Source organism: Duganella sp. GW822-FHT06D06, from assembly GCF_058799615.1.
Window position 1 is genome coordinate 205,402 of sequence record NZ_JBXALQ010000009.1, and the last position, 19,981, is coordinate 225,382.

Genomic DNA, 19,981 nt, shown 5'->3' on the forward strand with positions numbered 1-19,981 from the left:
CCGGCGTAGCGATCCATGAGCCCGTCCAGTCCAGTCCACGCGCGCCGCCGCGCCACCGCCGCCGCCGCCGCGGCGCTGTGCGCGACGCTGTGCCCGCTGTCGGCGCAGGCCGCGCTGACCGAGAACCTGACCACCAGCGTGGTCGCCATGGCGCTCGGCAACGCCGTGACCGCCGATCCGCCCGGCGTCGCCTCGATCCACTTCAACCCCGCCGGCCTGGCGCGGCTGAGCGGCGACGGCGAGAGCATCCACAACTTCGTGGCCTCGATCCGCACCGCGGCCAGCTTCACGCCGGGGCCGAACTTCGACATCGGCGGCTGGAAGGACGACCCGATCTCCAACACCCGCACCGGCCCGGTGCGCCAGGTGATGTACGTGCCCGGCTACGGCATGCCCGGCTGGCGCCTGCCGGCGGTGGCCGTGCCCGGCGTCGGCATGTACTGGAACAAGGCCGGCTCGCCGTGGACCTTCGCCACCGACAGCTATATGTCGCAGGCGATGAGCCTGGACCGCACCACCGATCCCAACGACCCCGGCCAGTACCAGGGCCGGCAGGAACAGATCCAGCGCCTGGTCTACCTGTCGCCGTCGGTCGGCTACAAGTTTTCGGAAACGCTGCGCTTCGGCATCGCCATCCCGATCGCCCACGCCGCCTTCGTGGTCGACACCAATATGCGCTTCCCCAACGAGCTGCTGGGCGTGTTCGGCCAGCTGCAAAAAGGCTGGTGCCCGGAAGACGGCGGCAACATCATCGACGTGTTCGGCTTCGGCGTGTGCGGCGGCGGCAAGGAAGGCATGGTCAGCCCGTTCAAGAAGGCCGCCAACATGCGGCTGGAACTGACCGCCCCGTTCGACCCGACCATCAACCTCGGCGTGCTGTGGGAACCACGGCCGTGGCTGGCGCTGGGCGCGGTCTACCAGGGCGGCTCCAAGACCCACTACACCGGCAGCTACCAGTTCGACACCGCGCCGATGCTGCGCAACTTCGTGCGCGGCATGAACGCCTCGCTGCTGGGGCCGATCGCCGGCGCCGTGCTGGGCTTCCCGAGCTCGATCCCGGCCACGCAGAAGGGCAATATGAGCGCCATCATCCCCTTCCCCTCGCACCTGCAGGTGGGGATCAAGCTCAAGCCCGTCCGCTACGCCCAGCTCAACGTCGACGCCAGCTACGCCCGCTGGAGCGAATGGGACGCGCTGCGCTTCCAGTTCGACCAGAGCGTCAAGCTGCTGGAAGTGGCGCGGCTGTACGGCATTCCGGATTCGACCAAGCTGGTCATCCCGCGCGGCTACAAGAGCGTGGTCAACCTGGCCTACGGCCTGCAGCTGTTCCCGACGGAAAAGCTGGCGCTGCGCTTCGGCTTCGAGCCGCGCAAGACCTCGATCCCGAACAACAAGATCGACCTGCTGGCGCCGCTGCCCAACACCAAGCTGCTGAGCGCCGGCCTGAGCTACCGGATCAGCAAGAACATGGAAGTCAGCGTCACCGGTTCCTACCTGACCGGCAAGTTCGAGGTGCCGGCCAACACCGACTGCAATATGAACTGCAACAACTTCCTGAACATCATCTACAACCCGTATGCCGGCCAGAACGTCAAGGGCGACATCCACGTGCGCTATTTTGGTTTTGAAATCAACAAGCGTTTCTGATTTTTTAAGGAGCACAATATGACGACACCCATCACTACCCATTGCAAGCGCGGCCTGATGCTGCTGGCGCTGGCCTCGGCCTGCGCCCATGCCGCCCCGGTGCCGCCGGCCAAGCAGGCGCTGGTCGACAAGGTGCTGAAGCTGTGGAACCCGGACAACATCGGCCAGCAGATGCTGCAGGCGCCGGTGGGCGACGCGGTGCAACAGGCGCGCGCCATGCTGCAAGGGCGCGCCGCGCCGGAGAAGCGCGACGCCGCCATGAACGACATCGTCGGCGACGCCAAGCAGTTCATGGCCGAGGCCACGCCGATCACCAAGGGCAGCGCCGACAAGCTGATTCCGACCACCATCGCCCCGCTGCTGGCCGAGCGCTACACCGAGGACGAACTCAAACAGCTGATCGCCATCCTCGAATCGCCGGTCAAGAAAAAGTTCGAAGCGATGCTGCCGGAAATGCAGAAGACGCTGGGCGAAGGCGTGGCCGCCGACACCCGCGCCGTCATCGACCCGAAACTGCAAGGCCTGAAGGAAAAAATCGGCCTGCGTCTGCGCGCCGCGGTCACGCCATGACCTACTCCTCCGCCCTGCATCTGGTGCGCGGCGTCAAATCGCGCCTGACCCATTCCGGCGTGGAAGCGGAAGCGCTGTTCGCGCAAGCCGGACTGGACGAAGGAGACGGCCTCGCCTGCGACGCCCTCACGCTGTCCGACAAACTGAGCCACCTGTGGGAACTGGTGGTGGAAAAATCCGGCGATCCGCTGATCGGCCTGAAGATCTCCTCGCCGCACCGGCTCGGCTGGCTGGGCGTGATGGGCCACATCATGTTGGTGTCGCCGACGGTGCAAAGTTCGATCGAGCGCTGCCACGGTCACACCCGGGTCGGCCTGCTGCTGCCCGGCGCCCGCCGCGACGTGCCGCGGCAGCGCTACGACTTCGTCTGGTGCGTGCTGCTGCGTTCGCTGCGCTGCGCCGCCGGCCGCGACGACATCGCCCCGGTGGTGGTCGAATACACCTTCCCGAAGCCGGCCAACGCCCACGTGTATGAAGAGACGTTCGGCTGCCCGGTCAAATTCTCGATGCCGCACAACGTCATGGAGTTTTCCGACACCGACCTGGTGATGGCGCTGCCGGCCAATCCGCCGCTGGTGCCGGGCAGCGGCGAACGGGTGCTGGCCACGCTGGCGCGCGCCGAGCCGCCGACCTTCAGCGCCAAGGTGCAGGGCCTGCTGGCCAGCCTGCTGCCGAAAGGCCCGCCGCACCGCGACGACGTCGCCGCCCAGCTGATGATGAGCGAACGCACCCTGCAGCGCCGGCTGGCCGAGGAAGGCACCAGCTTCACCAACCTGGTCGACGACACCCGGCGCGAGCTGGCGCGGCAATCGCTCAATTGCGGCGAGCTGTCGCTGAAGATGCTCAGCTTCCAGCTGGGTTTTTCGGAACCGAGCGCGTTTTACCGGGCCTGCAAGCGCTGGTTCGGCATGGCGCCGTCGGACATCGTGCACATGGCGCATCAACCGGGCCCCGAGCCCGAGGCTATGCACGCCACCACGCCGCGCAAATCGGCCTAACAACAAAAAAGGAGACGGGGCTATGGGATGGTTATCGAATAATCAAAGCAAATCGATGCTGGGTCAGCTGCTGGTCAAGCAGAAGCTGATCACCGAAGAACAGCTGGCCAACGCGATCGAGCTGCAACGCACCACCGGCCAGCGGCTGGGCGACATCTTCGCCGAGCTGAACCTGATCACCCAGCAGCACATCGAAGAAGCGCTGCGCAAACAGCGCCGCCTGCGGATGGCGGCGGCCATCGCCACCTCGCTGCTGGCGCCGATGGAAACCTACGCCGCGCAGGCGCTGCCGTCGCTGGCGGTGGGCACGCCGGTGGTGCTGAGCAAGGACCAGCGCGGCCTGCAGATCAAGGAGCGGCCGGGCCTGCAAGCCTTGAGCGAAGAAGAACTGGGCGAGACCTCGGCGCAAGGCCTCAGCGACGAGCTGCTGCAAGTGGTCAAGCAGGCCAAGCACAACGGGCTGGAAGTGGTGGGCGACATGGCCAAGCTGCTCAATCCGGTGCTGGGTTTCCTGGAGGCGGACACCAGCATGAAAAACGTCGTCTACGATCCGAGCAAGGCCACCGCCACCATCAACAAAGACGGCTCATTGACCTTGAACCTGCCCTCCTCGATCGGCGAGCTCAACTTCAACAACATCCGCGTCAAAGGCACCGAAGGCGCCAGCTTCGGCAGCATCTCGATCAAGGGCATCGATCTGACCGGCACCTCGATCACGCTGGCCTTCCGTCACTGAATCAAGGCGCTGGCCTTCAGTTGCGCCAGTATGGAATCGGTCAGTTCGCGGCTGACCGATTCGCAATATTATTTACACCCTCAAATCACCGGCGCATCGACACAACCGCCGATTTAATGGCGCACCATATCGCGTCTTTTTCCAACAAAAAATGCTGACCCGGTTCATGATGACCACGTTCCTGGTAATACACGGCAAAGCCTGTTTCGACGGGCACGCAGTACCAGCCATCCAAAATTCTTCTCTCCCAGTGCAGCCAGTCCGACTTTGAATAAAAGCTGCGCAACCTGGACTCTAACCCTGGCACCATTTCCCCCAATTTATCCAACACATCTATCATCTGGTTCAGCAAATACGACATTTCAAATTCATCCCCGTCTTCAAGCACATTGCAAACCATGTCCGCAGCAAAGGCAGGATCGCGACGGTACAACTCAGCCATTGCCTCCTCATGTGGTCGGTCCCTCATATTCCACCCCTTTGCCGCCAGTCTTTCCAGTTATCACAGGCTCGAACAATATCGCCTGCCTGCGTGGACTTCGCGCCACCAAGCAACAGCAATATGACGTCATTGCCGGACAGCGCATAGTAAACACGATATCCAGCGCCTACATCGACCCGCAATTCCCACACGCCATCGCGACAATATCGATGATCTCCAAAGTTGCCTCTGATCAGACGATCTATACGCCGGTTCACACTTATCTTGGCTTTTCGGTCGCGAAGACTATCGAGCCACTCGCTGACCTCATCGCGGCCTGCGCGCGACGTGTAGTGTCGGATTCGATAGTTCATTTTTATTGATAGCACCAGAAGTGTCAATCAACAAAAATCTACCGTGCATGGCGTACCAAGCTTATGTACTGAATCAATCAAAGCAAAAAAAACAGCCCGGAGGCTGCTTTGTGTGCGCTTAACGCACGGCGAGAGCTGCAAACGTTTTACTTGGCGTTGCGCGGTTTGGCGAAGGCGTCGCCGGCTTTCCATTCCGGCAGCTTGGCGCCGTTGGCGATCAGGCGGCCCAGGTTCAGCGTGTATTGCGCCGTCTGCACCATGCCCGACAAGTCCCAGCTCGCATCGTACTCATCGCTCACTTGATGGTAGCGCGGGCCGTAGGCGTCGGCCTTGACTTTCGAACCGGCCGGGTCCTTGATGTACTCGCGGCCCGATTCGATCGAGAACGCCGGCACGCCGTTCTTGGCGAAGTTGAAGTGGTCGCTGCGGAAGTAGCCGCCCGCCAGGTCAGGTTCCGCTTCGGCGATGTGCATGCCCATCGCCTTGGCGGCCGTCTCGGCCAGCTTGCCCAGTTCGGTGCGCTCGCTGCCTTGGGTGCCGATGTCGCGTGTGGCGCCGACGAAGTTCAGGCTGTCCAGGTTCAGGTTGGCGGCGGTCTTGGCCAGCGGCCACAGCGGCGACGCGGCGTAGGCCGCGCTGCCCAGCAGGCCCTGCTCTTCGGCAGCCACCCACAGGAACATCTGGCTGCGCTTGGCCGGTGCGCGCACCGCTTCCTGCGCCATCGCCAGCAAGGCCGCCGAACCGGAAGCATTGTCGACCGCGCCGTTGAAAATCGTATCGGCCTTGGCCTCTCCGGCATCGCCTTGCTTGCCCAGGTGATCCCAATGCGCGCTATAAATCACCGCCTCGTCCTTCAGCTTCGGATCCGTGCCCGGCACCACGGCCGCCACGTTGAACTGCTCGACCTTGCGCACGGCCGCTTTCATTTCGCCGTTCAGCTTGGCGGACAACGGAACCGGCTTGAAATCCTTGCGTTCCGCCGAGGTGCGCAGCGCATCGATATCCTGGCCGGCCGCCTTGAACAGCGCGCGGGCCGTGTCGTCGGTCATCCAGCCCTGCAGCTGCGTGCCCAGCGTGCCCGGCGAACCCTGCGGGTTCGCCGCCAGCTGGAAACGCTCCACGCCCGACCAGCTGTTCTGGATCACGCTCCAGCCGTACGACGCGGTCGGCGTGGTGTGTATCAGCAGCACGCCAGCGGCGCCCTGGCGGCGCGCTTCCTCAAACTTGTAGGTCCAGCGGCCATAGTAGGTCAGGCCCTTGCCGTTGAAACGGTTGGGCTGCTCGGCGGTCGGCTGCGGGTCGTTGACCATCATGACCAGGATCTTTCCCTTCAAGTCCACGCCCTTGTAATCATTCCACTGCTCGTCCGGCGCGGTGATGCCGTAGCCGACGAACACCAGGTCCGCATTGAAGCTGTGCGACGCGGTCGCATCGCCCGGCGCGAACACCCAATCCTTGCCAAAGCTGATCGGCAGCGCCTGGCCGCCCGCTTCCAGTTTCAGCGTGCTCTCGGCCGGCTGCGTCTTGACGCCGGCGATCTGCACCGACTGGCGATAGCTGCTGCCATTGCCCGGCTTCAGGCCCAGCGCCAGCGCTTGCGTTTCCAGATAAGCAACAGTCAGGTCGGCGCCGCGCTGGCCGGTGCCGCGGCCTTCCAGCACATCGCTGGCGAGGAAGGCCAGGTGGGCGCGCAGCGGAGCTTCCTTCACGGCGGCGTTTTTGGCGCTGTCGGCGTGGGCAGGGAATGCCAGCGCCAGGCTGATGGCCAAGGCGGAGGCAACAAAGGAGGGGGTCATTTTTTGCATGATTTCCTGGAGACGTAAAAGGTGGTCGCGGTCCATTGAATTTGCCGCGCGTACATTGTATGCGATCGCCACGTTAAAATGGCGGCATGACTGTCCGCCCTCCCTACCTCGGCCGCTTCGCCCCCTCGCCCACCGGCCCCCTGCATATCGGCTCGCTGGTGGCCGCCATGGCCAGCTACCTGGACGCCAAAGTCCACCACGGCCAGTGGCTGGTGCGCATCGAAGACGTCGACGGCGACCGCAACGTGGCCGGCGCCGACCAACACATCCTGGCCTCCTTGCAACGCTGCGGCATGCTCTGGGACGGCGACGTCACTTGGCAAAGCCGCCGCACCGAGCTGTACCAGCAAGCCCTGCGGCAGCTGGGCGAACTGGTCTACCCCTGCGGCTGCTCGCGCAAGGAAATCGCCGACTCGCAACTGAGCCTGACCGGCCGCCAGGCGCAGGCGCTGATCTACCCCGGCACCTGCCGCCACGGCCTCGCCCCCGGCAAGAGCGCCCGCGCGCTGCGCCTCAAGGTGCCGCAATCGCCACATTGCGTGCTGCGCTTCGACGACCGCTGGGCCGGCCCCGTCAGCCAGGACCTGACCGACGACGTCGGCGACTTCGTCATCAAGCGCGCCGACGGCTTCTGGGCCTACCAGCTGGCCGTGGTGGTCGACGACGGCGCCCAGGGCATCACCGACATCGTGCGCGGCGCCGACCTGCTCGACTCCACGCCGCGCCAGCTCTACCTGCAACAGGTACTGGGCCTGCCGCGCCCGAGCTACCTGCACGTGCCGGTGGTGACCAACGACCTGGGCGAGAAACTGTCCAAGCAGACCGGCGCCATGGCCTTCGACAACGGCGCCGCCCCGCAACAGCTGTTGCGGGGCGCCATGCTGCCGGCCGCCCGCCACCTCGGCATGGATCTGCAAACGGACAATATAGCGGCCTTCTGGCGCGCCGCCGTGCCCGCATGGGCGCAAGTTCTGCGGAATCTGCCGAATCCGCGCTAGACTCGATATCGATCAACACCGGCACTGGCGCGCACAATGCCAGCCGGCTTTTCCTCTACACTGAAGCCATGGAAGTCGAACTCAAACTACTGCTCTCGCCCGCCGACAACGACCAGCTGCTGCAACACCCGCTGATCGCCGCCCATGCGCGCGCGCCGCTGCGCTCGCAGCAACTGTCGGCCCGCTACTTCGACACGCCGGACCTGCACCTGCTGCGCCACGGCGCCGGCCTGCGCGTGCGCAAGATCGACGGCGCCTGGATACAAACCATGAAAGCCGGCGGCAGCGTGCAAAGCGGCCTGCACCGGCGCAACGAGTGGGAAGGCCCGCTCGACCGTCCATGGCCGCGCCTGGGCAAGCTGCGCAAGCTGATCGGCGACCACCAGCAATGGCTGGACGTGCTGGCCGCCGGCGACCTGAAAGACCGGCTGGAACCGCTGTTCGTCGTGACGGTGCAGCGCCACAGCTGGGACCTGGACGTCGACGGCAACCACATCGAACTGGTGCTCGACCACGGCCACATCGAACGCCACGGCCACCAGGTGCCGGTCAACGAAATCGAACTGGAACTGAAAGACGGCGACCCGGCCAGCCTGTTCGCCTTCGCCCTGCAGCTGCAGCAGCAGATCCCCATGCGCCTCAGCAACACCAACAAGGCCGAGCGCGGCTACATGCTGTGCCGCCAGACCGGCACCGTGCCCTACCGCGCGCAAAGCCTGTCGCTGGAGCCGGACGCCACCGCCGCCGACGCCCGCCTGGCCATCCTCAACAACTGCCTGCAACACATCCAGCGCAACGAAAACGCCGTCATCGAAGGCGACGACGCGGAAACGTTGCACCAGATGCGGGTCGGCGTGCGCCGCCTGCGCTCGGCGCTGAAGCTGTTCGAAGCGAGCGCGCCCTGCCCGCCCGCGTTGCAGGAAGACGTCGGCTGGCTGGGCAAGGAACTGGGCGCGGCGCGCGACTGGGATGTGTTGCTGGCGTCCACGCTGACGCATATCCAGGCCAACCCAGGCGGCCGCAACAGCGTGCTGGACCTGCAAGCGTTGGCGCTCAAAACCGCCCACGCCAAACGGCGCGAAGCGGCGCAAGCCCTGCTCTCGCAGCGTTACACGCGTCTGCTGCTGACATTGGGGTTGTGGATGCAGCTGCCGGCCGAGGGCCTGGACGAACCGGCGATCGACTTCGCCAGCCGCACCATGAAGCGCCTGCACAAGAAGCTGCTGAAACGCTCGCAACGCATGGACGACAGCGCACCGGAGAGCATCCACCACACGCGCATCGCCGCCAAGCGGGCCCGCTACGCGCTGGAGTTCTTCCACTCGTTGCACAGCGGCAAGGCACCGCGCAACTATCTGAAAACGCTGTCCGCCACGCAGGAAGAACTGGGGCGGCACAACGATCTGGTGGTGGCCGACCGGCTGTTGCGGGAACTGGGCCAGCAGCACGACGCGGCCGTTGCAACCGTCCAATTCGCGCGCGGCTACCTGCAAGCGCTGCAAGCCACGCAGCCGGCCGACCTGGCGACGATCTGCGCCGACCTGCACGCCCTGCGGCTGCCGTAGCGGCCTGGCTTATCGGCCTGGCTTAGCGCGCCACCGGCCGGTGCCTGGATTCCACCGTCCAGGTCAACGCACCGGGGCACCGCGCATGCTGTACCGCCGCCAACGCCGCATCGGCGTCCGCATCGGCCTGTTCATACTGCTTGACGCCGGCGATCTTGAAATGCAGCAGCGGCGTGGCGGAACTGGCCGTCTTGGACAGCATCGGATAGAAACCACGCTCCGCCAGTATCTTGCGGCACGGCTCGATGTCCCGCATCTGGTCCGACTCCAGCTCGATCTTGAGCAGCCAGTTGACCGCATAGCCGCGCGCGGCTTCCTCGGGCACCGGCCGCATCAGGTCCGACGGCACGGTGGCGGCGGCAGCCATCAGCGGAGCGCTCAACAACAAGGCGGTAGCAATCTGACGCAACATCGAAAATCCTCGGGAGACGTTAAAGCCTCATGGTATCAGGATCGGATACAAGCTGCCGACCAGCAGCAGCGCCATGATGAGATTGAAGATGCGCACCGAACGCGCATCCTGCAGCACGCGCCGCATCGCCACCCCAAACACCGCCCACGAGCCGACGCAGAAGATCCCGATCACGCCGAACACGCCGGACAGCAGCGCCACATCGAGCACCTTGAAGCCAGGCGGCAGATAAGTGGTGAGCGCGCCTATCGCCATCACCCAGGCCTTGGGATTAATCCACTGGAAAGCCGCCGCGCCGGCAAAGCTCATCGGCCTGGACAGCGCGGCCTGCTCCGCGCTCATCGGCGCCGCGTGCGCCAGCTTCCACGCCAGCCACAGCAAGTACAGCGCACCGCCGTACTTCAGGATCAGCTGCAACATCGGCACCTGCTCGAACACCGCGTGCAGGCCCAGGCCGGTGGCGAAGATCATGAACGTGAAGCCGCAGCAAATGCCGAACAGATGCGGCAGCGAGCGCGTAAAACCATAGTTCAGGCCCGAGGCCAGCATCATGGCGTTGTTCGGGCCCGGCGTGATGGTCGTGATGGCGGCAAAGGCACAAAGAGGGAACAACAGATCGGGTGACATGGGCGTATCCGGTGGCTGGCAGGAGCCCCCATTGTAGGGAAAGTGTGCCTAACTGTACCAGTACACTTTCGCAAACAGTTCCTTAAGGTGTATTGGTCGTTTGGCCGGTACGATACGCGCCGTTCCAGACCCGGTTGGCAGGCGGTGAATTCAACCTGCCTGCGCGACGGACGCGACAGCCGGCTTTGCATGCGTCCTGACCAGCAGCGAGTCTGGCGGCAATTCGAGCGTGGGCAATGGCAGCTGCACCAGACGGGTGGCGGCGGCGGCCGTCAAGCCCAGCCCCATCAGAATGTGCGTGGTGGCCTGCTCAGGAAAATGCGCCGGCACCGGACGGCCGACGATGCTGCAGACGGCCGCCAGGGCGATACCGGCAACGACATCGAGCCCCATCGCCACCTCGGCAATCTTGAATCGGCCAGCCAGCATTCCCTCTTCGAGGTGTCGCGGGATATATTCGAACACGAGGTTGCTTGGACGTGCGCCATGTATCCCGGTTCGGGCCACGAATCCAGCAAAGGTCGGATAGGCCTGCACCGCATGCAGGTACAAGCGCAATCCCTGCGCCAGACGCTCCGCCGGATCCTTGATGGTGCCCACCACCGCTTCGATCATCTGCATCAATTCATTGCCGAGCTCCTCGACGACGGCGGCCAGCAGTTCCGCATTGGTCTTGAAGTAGTAATAAAAAGTGCCGCGCGATACGCTGGCGGCGACGATCACGTCGTCAATCACCACTTCTTCCAGGCCTCGCTCGGCAAACAGCTTGAGCGCGCTTTCAATCAAGTGCCGGCGCATTTTTTGTCTGCGCTCGGCGCCAACACGGACGCGGTGATCATCTTGCTTCATATGGATTGGGTACGCCATTCTGTAGTTGTTCGGACAGCCACCTCGTTGCGCCAGCAGGCCGGGCGCGCCAAAGTCCAGTATTGTCCCACAGATCCCCCCCAATTTCCGACCTCCCCCACTCGGCGCGACCTCGATCAGTGCAGCTGGCGCCCGTGCCCGCCACAATGTCGCCGAAACTTAATTCGACAAAAACATCAATTTGACAAAAATGTCGATATTGGGATATTGTTCGATGCGGGCGAGCACTGTCGGTCGCCACCATAGGAGACGATGCAGAATGAAAAACGAACTTGAATTGCCACAGTTGGCAACAAGAAAAGTCCAGGTCGGAGGCCGCAGCATTCAGTTGGCCGAGGCCGGGCACGGCCCCACGGTGCTGATGCTGCATGGCGGCGGGCCCGGCGCTTCCGGAGTTTCCAACTACACCAGGAACATCGCCGCGCTGGCGCAAAATTTCCGTGTGCTGATCCCCGACATGCCGGGCTACGGCCAGTCCACCAAGGGCATCAACCGCAGCGACCCCTTCGGCGACCTGGCCGACAGCATGGTCGGCCTGCTGGACGCCCTGCAGATCGCCAACACCCACTTGATCGGCAATTCGCTCGGCGGCGCCTGCGCCTTGCGGCTCGCGCTCGACCATCCCGAGCGTGCCGCCCGGCTGGTGCTGATGGGGCCAGGCGGCGTCAACACCACGCGTTCCCTGCCCACTGCGGGTCTGAACCGCCTGCTCGATTACTACAACGGTGGCGGCCCCAGCATAGAGAAGCTGACCCGCTTCATCCGCGGCGACCTGGTCTACGATGACAGCCAGGTCAGCGCCGCCGTGATCGCCGAGCGCTACCGCGCCAGCATCGATCCGGCAGTGGTTGCGGCACCGCCGCTACGCCGTCCCAAGGGCTGGCCCAATTTCCGCAAACTCGATTTCACTCGCGACCCGCGCCTGCAAGCGTGCGACACGCCGACTTTGGTACTGTGGGGAGCAGAAGACAAAGTCAACCGGCCGTCCGGCGCCCGCTCGCTACAGCAACGCATGCGCCGCTGCGATGTCCACTTGTTCAGCGAAACGGGGCACTGGGTGCAGTGGGAGCGCGCCGCCCAGTTCAACGCCGTCACCACCGCCTTCCTGTTGGAACATGGCGCCGTTCCACGGAGGCAGGCATGAGCGCCGCCGATTCCGAGCCTGGCGCGCTGTTCAACGCGGTGCAGATCGCCTACCTTGTGGTCGAGTCCGCCCGACTAAACGACTGGCGCCGGTTTGGCGTCGAGGCGCTGGGCATGGAGTTGGCTCATCACGGCGACGATTTGCTGGCGCTGCGCATGGACCGCCACCAGCGCCGTCTGATCGTGCAGGCCGGCGCGGCGGAAGACGTGGTCGCGATCGGCTGGCAACTGCGCGACCAGGCGGCCCTCGACGAGGTACTGGCGCGGCTGCGTCGGCACCGGATCGCCGTCACGCCATCCACCACGGCGCAGGCGCGCACGCGCGGCGTTGTCGCATACTGGCAATGCACCGGCCCCAAGGGACTGCAGATCGAATTGTTTATCACGCCGCTGTTGCATGACGCCCCCTTGCGCATGCTCACCAGCGCCTTCGTCACCGGCGAGTCCGGCATGGGCCATGTGGCGCTCACCTCGCGCCAGCCGGAGGCCATGCTGGCGTTCTGGCAGCAGATCTTCGACGCCCGCCACAGCGACGACATCGTGGCCCACATCAGCGGACTGACGCTCGACATCCGCTTCCTGCGCCTCAACCCCCGCCACCACTCGATCGCCGTGGCCTGCACCCGCGGCAGGCGCATGGATCCCATCCGCACCCGCATCCAGCATTTCAACGTACAGGCGGCCACGCTGGACGACCTGAGCGCGGCCTATGTGCGCTGCCGCGAGCTGGGCTACGTCATCGCACTGGGCATGGGCCAGCACACCAACGACAAGGAACTGTCGTTCTATGTGCGCACGCCGTCGGGCTTTGAAATCGAGTTCGGCTGGCAACCGATCGTCGTCGACGAGCACCATTGGCAACCCGCAATCCACCAGGGCATCAGCATCTGGGGCCACCGGCCGCAGCAAACCTGGTCCGACAAACTGGGAGACCTGGCGCGCGCCCTGGGCTCCCTGGCGGGCAAGGAATTCATGCCCAATGGCTTTTGACGCGCCCTATTCTTTTTGGAGACAACAACATGAATGTCGAACCCGACGCCACGTTCGAATACGACGTGGTCATTTCCGGCCTGGGGCCGACCGGCCTGACCCTGGCTCATCTCCTGGGGCAGCGGGGCCGCAGCGTGCTGATCCTGGAACGCGAGCCGCAATTCTATGGCAATGCCCGCGCCGTCTATACGGACGATGAATGCATGCGCATCTTCCAGGATGCGAACCTGGGCCAGGAGCTGGCGCAGGACATGCTGCTCGACATGCCATTCCAGTGGGTGCTGCCCGATGGCAGCGTGCTGAACCAGTATCGCCATCTGGCCCGGTCCAACGGCTGGCCGATCTGCAACCTGTTCTATCAACCCTTGCTGGAAGAAAAAATGGCGGCGCTGCTGGCGCGCTACCCCTCGGTGCGCTTGCGGCGCGGGCGCGAAGTGACCCGCAGCGCGCAGGATGGCCAAGCGGTGCAGGTGTTTCATCTGGCCAGCCTGAGCCAGCACCACTGCACGCCGACGCCACCCGTTGGCGCCGCCCCGCCGCCGCAGTCTGGCGAACAGATGGTGAGGGCCAAGTATTTCGTCGCCTGCGAAGGTGGCCGCAGCGTGACGCGCACCCAACTCGGCATCCAGATGACGGGGCAGAGCTTCCCCAATCCATGGCTGGTGGTCGACATCAAGGAAAAACCCGGTGAAGACTGCCTGCGCCACCTGCCCTACTTCAATTTCTACTGCGACCCGGCCTGCCCCACCGTCAGCTGCCGCCAGCCGAACGGTCATCATCGCTTCGAGTTCATGCTGATGCCAAGCCAAAGCAAGGAATACATGGAGGATATGGCCACCGTCCGCACCTACCTGTCGCAATACATCGACGTCGACAAGGTCACCATCCTGCGCCGCCTGGTCTACACCTTCAACGCCCTGATCGCCAAGGAATGGCGCCGTGGCCGCATCTTGCTGGCCGGCGACGCGGCCCATATGACGCCACAATTCATCGGCCAGGGCATGAACGCCGGCGTGCGCGACGCCTACAATCTGGCCTGGAAACTGGACGCCGTGTTGACCGGCAAGGCGGGCGAGCAGTTGCTCGACACCTACCAGAGCGAACGGATGCCGCACGCCAAGTCGATGATCGACATGTCGGTCCTGATGAAAGACTTTGTCTCCGTATCGAACCCCATCAAGGCCATGCTGCGCAACAAGCTGGTGCGGCTGATCCAGCGCACGCCGGGTTTGCGCGACCTGCTCAGGGAAGCCAGGTTCAAGCCGCAGCCGGTCTATCCTCAAGGCCGCTATTTCGGCCTGGCGCGCCGCAGGCGCAACGGCCCGGAGGGACGCCTGATGCCTCAGCCAATGGTGTTGACCCGCAACGGCAAACAGCTGCTGCTGGATACGGCAACGGGCCGCGACTACGCCCTGATCGGCGCCGGCGTCGATCCGCGCACGCATCTCCAAGCCGCCGACCTGCACCTGCTCGATGCGCTCGGCACCCGCTACGTGGCGCTCTACCCGCACGGCGGCCGGCCGCAGGGCGAAGTACCCCGCAGCAGCCCGGCAGGCCTGGTGGAACTGGAAGACTTGAGCGGCCATGGCGTCGCCTGGTTTGAACGCAGCGGCATCGGCAAGAGCGCGGTGGCCCTGGTCCGCCCGGACAGGTTCGCCTTCGGCATGGTCAACGCAATCGCGGTCGGCCAACTGGTGACCGGACTGCGCGCGCAGTTGGGGCAGCCATCCCAGCTCGACGTCAGGGAGGCGGCATGAACGCCGCCGTCTGCCATGCCACGACGCTGGACCAGGCCGCAGCCGCGCTGGCCCGGGCCCGCCGCGACGGCCAAACCATCGCGCCGGTCTCCGTCAGCCATCGTGTCACGGGGCTGGAACAGGCTTATGCCGTGGCGGCCGTCAACACGGCTGCCCGGCTGGCGCAGGGCGCGCGCATCGTCGGCAGCAAGATCGGCCTGACCTCGCTCGCCGTGCAGCAGCAATTGGGAGTCGACCAGCCCGACTTCGGCGTGCTGTTCGACGACATGGAGTATCTCGACGGCGATGCGATTCCTGCTTCCCGGCTGCTGCAGCCCAAGGCCGAAGTGGAAGTCGCCTTCATCATCGGCGCATCCATGACCGGGGCCGCCCCCAGCTGGTGCGAGTTCGTCCAAGCGGTCGCCTATGCGCTGCCGGCGATCGAGATCGTGGACAGTGCCATCACCGGCTGGAACATCAAACTGGAAGATACGGTGGCCGACAACGCCTCCTGCGGCGTCTATGTACTGGGCCAGCAGCCCATCGCGCTGGGTCAGACTTCCCTTGCCGAGGCGGCCATGCACTTCTACCGCAACGGCCAGCTGGTATCGACCGGTTCCGGCGCGGCTTGCCTCGGCCATCCCTTGCGCGCCGCCTACTGGCTGGCGTGCACCATGGCCCGCCTGGGCCATCCCTTGCAAGCCGGTCAGCTGGTGCTGTCCGGCGCCTTGGGGCCGATGGTCCCGATCGCCGCCGGCGACCAGCTGCACGCCATCGTCGGCGGTCTTGGCAACGTCAGTTGCCGCCTAATTTGAGGAACACATGACTACTAGAAAAATCCAGGCTGCCATCATCGGCAGCGGCAACATCGGCACCGACCTCATGTTCAAAATCCTGCGGCATGCGGTCCACATCGAGCTCAGCGTCATGGTCGGTATCGACGCCGACTCCGATGGCCTGGCCCGCGCGCGGCGTCTCGGCGTCGCCACCTGCCACGAGGGTGTCGAGGGACTGCTGCGCATGCCGCAATTCCCTGGCATCGGCATAGTGTTCGACGCCACCTCGGCCGGCGCGCATCGCCATAACGAGGCGCTGCTGCGGGCCGCCCGGCCGGACATCATCTGCGTCGACCTGACGCCGGCCGCCATCGGCCCCTATTGCGTGCCGGTGGTCAACGGCGACGCCTGTATCGATGCACTCAACGTCAACATGGTCACCTGCGGTGGCCAAGCCACCATCCCCATGGTCGCCGCGGTGGCGCGCGTGGCGAAGGTGCACTACGCCGAGATCATCGCCTCGATCGCCAGCCGCTCGGCCGGTCCGGGCACCCGCGCCAATATCGACGAGTTCACGGAAACGACGTCGCGCGCCATCGAAGTGGTGGGCGGCGCCCACAAGGGCAAGGCCATTATCATCCTCAACCCGGCCGAACCGCCCATGATCATGCGCGACACCGTCTACACCTTGAGCGAGCCGGCCGACGAAGCGGCCATCGCCGACTCGGTGGCCACCATGGCGGCCGCCGTGCAGGCATATGTGCCCGGCTACCGGCTCAAGCAACAGGTCCAGTTCGACCGGATCGGCGCCGACCAGGCGCTCAATATTCCCGGCGTGGGGCCGCGCATGGGCGGACTGAAAACCTCGATCTTCCTCGAGGTGGAGGGCGCCGCCCATTACCTGCCCGCCTACGCCGGCAACCTCGACATCATGACCAGCGCCGCCCTGCGCATTGCTGAACAGATGGCGCAGCGCCTGCGCCATGCCACCGCCCCCAACGTACTCACCGGCTGGAACCTGCCATGAACAAGAAACTCTATATTTCCGACGTCACCCTGCGCGATGGCAGCCACGCCATACGGCATCAATACAGCCTGGCGCAGATGCGGCAGATCGCCCGCGCGCTCGACGCCGCCGGCGTCGATTCGATCGAGGTTGCCCATGGCGACGGCCTCCAGGGTGGCAGCTTCAACTACGGCTTCGGCGCCCACACGGACGTGGAATGGATCGCGGCCGTGGCCGAAGTCGTACAGCATGCGCAGATCGCCACCCTGATGCTGCCCGGCATCGCCACCCTGCACGACCTGCGCGCCGCCTACGATGCGGGCGCCCGCGTGGTGCGCGTCGCCACCCACTGCACCGAGGCCGATATCGCCCAGCAGCACATCGAGTATGCGCGCAACCTGGGCATGGATGCCGTCGGCTTCCTGATGATGAGCCACATGCAAAGCCCGCAGGGCTTGGCAGACCAGGCCAAGCTGATGGAAAGCTATGGCGCCACTTGCTGCTACGTGGTCGATTCCGGCGGCGCGCTGGGCATGGCCGACGTGCGGGCGCGCCTGCGCGCCTTCAAGGACACGCTGCGGCCGGAAACGCAGACCGGCATCCACGCCCACCACAACCTCAGCCTCGGCGTGGCCAACAGCATCGTCGCGGTCGAGGAAGGCTGCGACCGCATCGATGCCAGCCTGGCCGGCATGGGAGCCGGGGCCGGCAACGCGCCGCTGGAAGTGTTCATCGCCGCCGCCACCCGCCTGGGTTGGCATCACGGTTGCGACCTGTTCGGGCTGATGAACGCGAGCGACGATATCGTCCGCCCGCTGCAGGACCGGCCGGTGCGGGTCGACCGCGAAACGTTGGCTCTGGGCTACGCTGGCGTGTATAGCAGCTTCCTGCGCCACTCGGAGGCGGCCGCCAGCAAATACGGCCTGGCGACGATGGACATACTGGTCGAACTGGGACGTCGCCGCATGGTTGGCGGCCAGGAAGACATGATCGTGGATGTGGCGCTTGATCTACTCAAGGCCCGCGACGCAGGCTTGCCAGAGCAGGCCGCCCGATGAACAAGGCGAACCGGCCAATGCGCCACCTACCGACGGAGTCTCACCCCATGGACAAGCACCGCAGCATGTTTCTGCTCATTTCGCGCATCCTGATGACGCTGATCTTCATTGCCGCCGGCGTCGACAAGCTGGGGCGCTACACAGCCACGGCTACGATGATGCAGTCGGCAGGGGTACCCGATGCGCTGTTGCCGGCAGTGATCGCCCTTGAGCTGGGCGGCGGACTGGCCATCCTGCTGGGCGTGTGGACACGTCCGGCGGCGTTCGGTCTGGGCCTGTTCTGCATCGTCTCCGCTGCCCTGTTCCATAATGATTTTGCCGACGCAACGCAGGCGGCCATGTTCCTGAAAAATCTGGGCATTGCCGGCGGCTTCCTGTCTCTGGCCGTGGCCGGCGCTGGCAACATCAGTGTCGACGGGCGCAGGAGCAGTCGCATGCGCGACAGGTAATCGTCCGCTAAAGCTTGCGCTTGCTTTGCCGCCCCAGCAGCTTGTAGAAGCTTTCCAGCTCGGCCCGCACCAGGTCCTGGCCGTTTTCGATGACGAAATCCTGGAACGCGGCCGCCACCTTGGGGATCGGCTGGCCGGTCAGGTGCATGATGTGCCAGTCCGCCTCCACCGGATTTTCCTGCATCGGCAGGATCGCCAGCAGGCCGGCCTCGAACTCCAGCCCGCAGGCGTGCACCGACAGGAAGCCCAGCCCCAGCCCGGCCGACACCATGCGCTTGATCGCCTCGTTGCTCGACACTTCGGAGCCGAATTCCAGCGGATGCCCGGCGTCGCGCAGCAAGCGCTCGACCGCCGTGCGCGTGCCCGAGCCGCGTTCGCGCACCATCAGGTTGGCCGCCATCACGTCGTTGAGCGTGATCTTTTTCTTCTTCATCAAAGGATGGGTGGGACTGGCGACAAACGCCATCGGATGGCGCGCAAACTTGGCGGCGTTGGTGCGCAGCTCGCGCGGCGGCGTGCCCATGATGGCCAGCTCGATCTCGTGCCGCGCCAGCATCTGCACGATCTCCGCCCGGTTACCCACCTGCAGCTTGAGCCGCACGTCGGGCCGCTCGATCGTGAACGGCACCAGCAACGGCGGCAGCAAGTGCTCCGCCGTGGTCACCGCGCCGATGCGCAGGGTACCGCTGGTGACGCCCTGCAGCGCCGCCAGCTCGTCGCCGGCCTGCTCCCACAGCCGCAGGATGCGTTCCGAGAACTCCACCATCACCTCGCCGGCCGCCGTCAGCTGGATGTTGCGGCCTACCTTGCGCGTCAGCGGAATGCCGGCGATCTCCTCCAGTGTGCGGATTTGCAACGAAACCGCGGGCTGCGTCACGTGCAGCGCGTCCGCCGCGCGCGACACGCTCTCGTGGCGCGCGACCAATACCAGCGACTGTAGTTGGCGAAAGCTGGCGTGATACATAAGTCATTCCTTATCGATTATCCAAAATGTTTAATTTTTCTTTTGTTCATTGTACCCGTATATTCATAATCATCTGACATCGTTTTAAGCGAGACCGACATGAGCATCGACGTAATCTTCCTGGGCCTGGACGGCGTACTGTTCGACACCGAAGCGCTGCACCTTGCGGCATGCAACGCCGCGTTTGCCAACGCCGGCCTGTCGGTGCGCTGGACCTTGCCGGCGCTGCGCGCAGCCGCCGCCACCCACGGTTACGCCCGCGCCATCGGTTCCGCCATCGCCTGCGAGCTGCTCTCGCGCGACAAGGCACGCGTGGCCGAACTGTTTGCCGACAAGCACCGCCAGTTCCATCAGGCCATCAGCGCCCAGCCGCCCAAGGCGCTGCCGGCCGCGCTGGCCCTGATCGACGACGCCCTCAACGCCGGCTGCAAGATCTGCGTGCTGACCGACCTGCCGGCACCCGCCACCTCGGCGCTGCTGAGCGGCTGCTTCGGCGCCGACGTCAACAGCCTGTTTGCGGTGGTCACCGGCGGCGCCAATTTTGACGGCCCGTCCGGCACCGGCCCGTACGCCCGCGCGCTGAACGCCATGGGCGTGGCGCCGCAGGATGCGATCGCCATCGACACCGCGGTGCCCGGCCTGCGCGCCGCCGAGGAAGCCGGCCTGTGGACCGTCTCCGTCGCCCCATACGGCAACGAGGTGGTACGCCCACGCCAATTCATCACCTACGACGCGCTGCGCGAGCTGCGTTCAAGTCCCTACACACCAGACCAGCGCGCAAAGCACGAACTGGCGGCATAGCAGCACGCGGCGCCTTCGCCGCAGCACAGATTTATTCA

The 19,981-nt window shown here is 65.0% G+C and carries 21 protein-coding genes; 14 read left to right on the plus strand and 7 right to left on the minus strand.

Annotated elements, in window-relative coordinates:
* The first annotated feature begins 15 nt into the window (after positions 1-15).
* The 4 genes from AC1RMD_RS18430 to AC1RMD_RS18445 are packed head-to-tail and all read left to right on the plus strand — an operon-like array spanning position 16 to position 3,951.
* Positions 16-1,647: an OmpP1/FadL family transporter gene (locus tag AC1RMD_RS18430; protein WP_492928132.1), complete on the plus strand. Its 1,632-nt coding sequence runs from the start codon at positions 16-18 to the stop codon at positions 1,645-1,647.
* A gap of 18 nt (positions 1,648-1,665) precedes the next feature.
* The gene (locus tag AC1RMD_RS18435) at positions 1,666-2,217 is read left to right on the plus strand and encodes a DUF2059 domain-containing protein (protein ID WP_492928133.1); all 552 of its coding nucleotides are present in this window, start codon (positions 1,666-1,668) and stop codon (positions 2,215-2,217) included.
* Positions 2,214-3,215 (plus strand): AraC family transcriptional regulator, encoded by a 1,002-nt coding sequence (locus AC1RMD_RS18440; RefSeq protein ID WP_492928134.1) that lies wholly within the window; start codon positions 2,214-2,216, stop codon positions 3,213-3,215. The genes AC1RMD_RS18435 and AC1RMD_RS18440 overlap by 4 nt, the downstream gene beginning before the upstream one ends.
* A 22-nt stretch (positions 3,216-3,237) precedes the next feature.
* Positions 3,238-3,951, plus strand: coding sequence for a cyclic di-GMP-binding domain-containing protein, MshE-related (locus AC1RMD_RS18445; RefSeq protein WP_492928135.1), 714 nt, complete (start codon positions 3,238-3,240; stop codon positions 3,949-3,951).
* A gap of 85 nt (positions 3,952-4,036) precedes the next feature.
* On the opposite strand, the gene AC1RMD_RS18450 is transcribed toward AC1RMD_RS18445, so the two are convergent.
* The 3 genes from AC1RMD_RS18450 to AC1RMD_RS18460 all read right to left on the minus strand — a co-directional run bounded on the left by AC1RMD_RS18450 (position 4,037) and on the right by AC1RMD_RS18460 (position 6,551).
* A complete protein-coding gene (locus AC1RMD_RS18450) occupies positions 4,037-4,393 on the minus strand; it encodes a hypothetical protein (RefSeq protein ID WP_492928136.1) in 357 nt (118 codons plus the stop codon).
* A 23-nt stretch (positions 4,394-4,416) separates the two neighbouring features.
* The gene (locus AC1RMD_RS18455; RefSeq protein ID WP_492928137.1) at positions 4,417-4,746 is read right to left on the minus strand and encodes a type II toxin-antitoxin system RelE/ParE family toxin; all 330 of its coding nucleotides are present in this window, start codon (positions 4,744-4,746) and stop codon (positions 4,417-4,419) included.
* 146 nt (positions 4,747-4,892) lie between these two features.
* A complete protein-coding gene (locus AC1RMD_RS18460) occupies positions 4,893-6,551 on the minus strand; it encodes a M28 family peptidase (RefSeq protein WP_492928138.1) in 1,659 nt (552 codons plus the stop codon).
* 86 nt (positions 6,552-6,637) lie between these two features.
* Here AC1RMD_RS18460 and gluQRS point away from each other — a divergent pair, with 86 nt between their 5' ends.
* Together gluQRS and AC1RMD_RS18470 are read left to right on the plus strand one after the other, a co-directional pair.
* A complete protein-coding gene (gene gluQRS / locus AC1RMD_RS18465; protein ID WP_492928139.1) occupies positions 6,638-7,549 on the plus strand; it encodes a tRNA glutamyl-Q(34) synthetase GluQRS in 912 nt (303 codons plus the stop codon).
* A 68-nt stretch (positions 7,550-7,617) separates the two neighbouring features.
* Positions 7,618-9,114 (plus strand): CYTH and CHAD domain-containing protein, encoded by a 1,497-nt coding sequence (locus AC1RMD_RS18470; RefSeq protein ID WP_492928140.1) that lies wholly within the window; start codon positions 7,618-7,620, stop codon positions 9,112-9,114.
* A gap of 22 nt (positions 9,115-9,136) precedes the next feature.
* Here AC1RMD_RS18470 and AC1RMD_RS18475 read toward each other — a convergent pair whose 3' ends face one another.
* From AC1RMD_RS18475 to AC1RMD_RS18485, 3 genes are all read right to left on the minus strand, one after another.
* Positions 9,137-9,526: a hypothetical protein gene (locus AC1RMD_RS18475; RefSeq protein ID WP_492928141.1), complete on the minus strand. Its 390-nt coding sequence runs from the start codon at positions 9,524-9,526 to the stop codon at positions 9,137-9,139.
* A 27-nt stretch (positions 9,527-9,553) separates the two neighbouring features.
* The gene (locus tag AC1RMD_RS18480; protein WP_492928142.1) at positions 9,554-10,153 is read right to left on the minus strand and encodes a LysE family translocator; all 600 of its coding nucleotides are present in this window, start codon (positions 10,151-10,153) and stop codon (positions 9,554-9,556) included.
* 150 nt (positions 10,154-10,303) lie between these two features.
* Positions 10,304-11,002 (minus strand): TetR/AcrR family transcriptional regulator, encoded by a 699-nt coding sequence (locus tag AC1RMD_RS18485; protein WP_492928143.1) that lies wholly within the window; start codon positions 11,000-11,002, stop codon positions 10,304-10,306.
* A 277-nt stretch (positions 11,003-11,279) separates the two neighbouring features.
* Between AC1RMD_RS18485 and AC1RMD_RS18490 the strand changes: the two genes are divergently transcribed.
* The 7 genes from AC1RMD_RS18490 to AC1RMD_RS18520 are packed head-to-tail and all read left to right on the plus strand — an operon-like array spanning position 11,280 to position 18,178.
* Positions 11,280-12,164 (plus strand): alpha/beta fold hydrolase, encoded by an 885-nt coding sequence (locus AC1RMD_RS18490; protein ID WP_492928144.1) that lies wholly within the window; start codon positions 11,280-11,282, stop codon positions 12,162-12,164.
* Positions 12,161-13,153 carry a VOC family protein gene (locus AC1RMD_RS18495; RefSeq protein WP_492928145.1) on the plus strand — a complete coding sequence of 331 codons (993 nt, stop codon included), beginning with the start codon at positions 12,161-12,163 and terminating at the stop codon, positions 13,151-13,153. The genes AC1RMD_RS18490 and AC1RMD_RS18495 overlap by 4 nt, the downstream gene beginning before the upstream one ends.
* A 29-nt stretch (positions 13,154-13,182) precedes the next feature.
* Entirely contained in the window at positions 13,183-14,910 is a 1,728-nt protein-coding gene (gene mhpA, locus AC1RMD_RS18500; protein WP_492928146.1) for a bifunctional 3-(3-hydroxy-phenyl)propionate/3-hydroxycinnamic acid hydroxylase MhpA, read from the plus strand.
* Positions 14,907-15,704 (plus strand): 2-keto-4-pentenoate hydratase, encoded by a 798-nt coding sequence (locus AC1RMD_RS18505; RefSeq protein ID WP_492928147.1) that lies wholly within the window; start codon positions 14,907-14,909, stop codon positions 15,702-15,704. The genes mhpA and AC1RMD_RS18505 overlap by 4 nt, the downstream gene beginning before the upstream one ends.
* A 7-nt stretch (positions 15,705-15,711) precedes the next feature.
* Positions 15,712-16,692 (plus strand): acetaldehyde dehydrogenase (acetylating), encoded by a 981-nt coding sequence (locus tag AC1RMD_RS18510; RefSeq protein ID WP_492928148.1) that lies wholly within the window; start codon positions 15,712-15,714, stop codon positions 16,690-16,692.
* Positions 16,689-17,729 carry a 4-hydroxy-2-oxovalerate aldolase gene (dmpG, locus tag AC1RMD_RS18515; RefSeq protein ID WP_492928149.1) on the plus strand — a complete coding sequence of 347 codons (1,041 nt, stop codon included), beginning with the start codon at positions 16,689-16,691 and terminating at the stop codon, positions 17,727-17,729. Before AC1RMD_RS18510 ends, dmpG begins: the two co-directional genes overlap by 4 nt.
* A gap of 47 nt (positions 17,730-17,776) precedes the next feature.
* Entirely contained in the window at positions 17,777-18,178 is a 402-nt protein-coding gene (locus AC1RMD_RS18520; protein WP_492928150.1) for a DoxX family protein, read from the plus strand.
* Positions 18,179-18,185: 7 nt separating this feature from the next.
* On the opposite strand, the gene AC1RMD_RS18525 is transcribed toward AC1RMD_RS18520, so the two are convergent.
* Entirely contained in the window at positions 18,186-19,142 is a 957-nt protein-coding gene (locus AC1RMD_RS18525) for a LysR family transcriptional regulator (RefSeq protein ID WP_492928151.1), read from the minus strand.
* A gap of 99 nt (positions 19,143-19,241) precedes the next feature.
* On the opposite strand from AC1RMD_RS18525, the gene AC1RMD_RS18530 reads away from it, so the two are divergent.
* Entirely contained in the window at positions 19,242-19,943 is a 702-nt protein-coding gene (locus AC1RMD_RS18530) for an HAD family hydrolase (protein WP_492928152.1), read from the plus strand.
* Positions 19,944-19,981 lie beyond the last annotated feature (38 nt).